2 protein-coding genes and 1 tRNA gene are annotated in these 2,252 nt (G+C 48.4%); all 3 read left to right on the top strand.

Annotated elements, in window-relative coordinates; translation table 11 throughout:
* A partial coding sequence (locus H6S82_RS29985) for a R3H domain-containing nucleic acid-binding protein (protein WP_277926611.1) occupies window positions 1-989 on the top strand: 989 nt, incomplete at its 5' end.
* 212 nt (window positions 990-1,201) lie between these two features.
* Window positions 1,202-1,273: transfer RNA gene (locus tag H6S82_RS29980), tRNA-Gln, on the top strand.
* Window positions 1,274-1,285: 12 nt separating this feature from the next.
* Window positions 1,286-2,068 carry an HAD family hydrolase gene (locus H6S82_RS29975; RefSeq protein WP_190460916.1) on the top strand — a complete coding sequence of 261 codons (783 nt, stop codon included), beginning with the start codon at window positions 1,286-1,288 and terminating at the stop codon, window positions 2,066-2,068.
* Window positions 2,069-2,252: the final 184 nt, after the last annotated feature.

Raw genomic sequence — 2,252 nt, 5'->3', positions numbered from 1 at the left:
TGAAAAACCCTACGCTATCTGATTTGGTGGGCGGTATTCAGGCTGTAACTTTGGGAGATGAAGAAGCTCGCCGCCGGGGTTCTCAAAAAACGGTGTTGGAGCGCAAAGCGCCGCCCACATTTGAAATTGCGGTGGAAATGCTGGAACGGCAACGCTGGGTGGTACACGAAAGTACTGCGGAAACTGTGGATAGTTTGCTGCGGGGACGGCAACCGAGTTTGCAAGTCAGGACAGTCAGCGATACCGGTGAAGTCAAGATTACGCGGGAGTTGCCGGCTGCTCCAGCTTTAGGGCAACCTACACCGTCTTGGCGACCGATGGGCTGGCGAGCTTCTGGGCAAATGACGCCGATACCTGCAAAGGCAGAAACCGATCGCCATAGCCATAATGAAACTACCAGTTTCGAGCAGTTGCTGGATGCTTCTTTCCCACAGGCGGATTTTTTTGATGTCGATGCCAAAACATCTGGGCCGAATGGGGAAGATTTGCCCCTGCACGTCTATCCCTATGGTGTCAGCCGCCATCAGTTGGAACAAGCGATTCGGGTACTGAATTTGCCTGTAGTCTTGACAAAAGACTTGGATAGTGCTGATGCAGTGTTGGCGCTCAGGTCGCACGTTAAAAATCATTCTAAGTTGCGACACGTTGCTAAAGCGCATCACCTTCCTATCCATGCGATCAAGGACAGCAATATCCCGCAGATTGTCCACGCTCTGCAACGGATGTTGAATATCGATGACACCAGTTTGCCGGAAACTGCGGATCTGCGGCTGTTTGCCCAAAGTGGCAGCGATGACGAGCTGGAAGCTTTGGAAGAAGCGCGATTGGCTGTGGAGCAAATTGTGATTCCCAAGGGTCAGCCGGTGGAATTGTTACCGCGATCGGCTACGGTGCGAAAGATGCAACATGAGCTGGTAGAGCATTACCGTTTGCGATCGACCAGTTTTGGCGATGAGCCGAATCGACGGCTGCGGATTTATCCAGCTTAATCGCAGGGGATAGGGATTAGGGCGTCGGGGTTAGGGAAGAGGGAAGAGGAAGAGGGAAAAATATTTATTTTCTCACTCCCCCGCTCCCCCGCTCCCCCGCTCCCCTCACCCCGACGCCCTATCCCCAAATCGATCGAAAAAATTTTGATACTTTCGTGGGAATACTTGACAAACTACCGTAACCAACTGTTAATATAGTTAAGGCAGCGCGATGGGGTGTCGCCAAGTGGTAAGGCATCTGGTTTTGGTCCAGACATTCCGAGGTTCGAATCCTTGCACCCCAGTTAATTAAAAAAATGTCAGAAAATAATCCCAACATTCTAGCTCTCGATTTTGACGGTGTTATTTGCGACGGGCTGATCGAGTACTTTGAGACGGCTTGGCGCACTTATTGTCAAGTGTGGTCGCCTACAAATTTAACGCCGCCGGAGGATTTAGCGGCGAGGTTTTATCACCTGCGACCTGTGATTGAGGTGGGCTGGGAAATGCCTGTGCTGCTGCGTGCCTTACTGGTGGGTATACCGGAGGAGAAGATTTGGCAGGATTGGGTAGCGATCGCTCAGCAAATCCTCGTTGGAGAAGGTCTGAAAGCTACAGATATGGGCGCAAAGCTGGACAGCATCAGGGATGAATGGATTGCCAGCAATTTAGCCGAATGGCTGAGTCTGCATCGCTTTTATCCGGGAGTTGTAGAACGATTGCAACAAATTATTGCCAGTCCGGTTCAGCTTTATATTATCACGACTAAAGAGGGACGATTTGTTCGGCAACTATTGCAGGAACAGAATATCGCGATGTCTGAAGGATCGATCTTTGGTAAAGAGTATCGGCGTCCTAAGTCTCAACTTTTAATCGAATTGATAGAGGCTTCAGCTGAATCCCCAGCGATCTGGTTTGTGGAAGATCGGCTGAAAACGCTGCAAGGGGTGAAAAATCAGCCAGAATTGAATGAGGTAAGGCTTTATTTGGCAGATTGGGGCTACAATACTCAAGCGCAACACGAATCTATTCGCTATGACAAGCGGATTCAGCTTTTATCCCTTTCTCAGTTTGCCGAAGATTTTTCTGTTTGGCCTTAAATTTAATTATTTTTTAACTGTATAAGTTAAATATAGGTTAAAAATTTTTTGGCGTTTTAATAATAAATTAAGCAACTGCTGTAACGCTGCGATCGCTTGATTTTTCACGTTTCTATAGAAGGCGGGCTGGGGTTGACAGTCTGGACAATTTAGCAAGTATTGTAAATAATTAGTGCATTAAAAG

The sequence above is a fragment of the Planktothrix sp. FACHB-1355 genome (assembly GCF_014748295.1).
In the GTDB taxonomy this organism is placed as follows: Bacteria; Cyanobacteriota; Cyanobacteriia; order Cyanobacteriales; family Aerosakkonemataceae; genus Aerosakkonema; species Aerosakkonema funiforme_A.
Note: the sequence above shows the minus strand (reverse complement) of the source record. Positions and strands in the feature narration are given on the sequence as shown.

Bases quoted from the DNA above. Each gene is read 5' to 3' on its own strand.
- H6S82_RS29975 (WP_190460916.1), top strand. From the start codon at position 1,286: ATGTCAGAAAATAATCCCAACATTCTAGCTCTCGATTTTGACGGTGTT.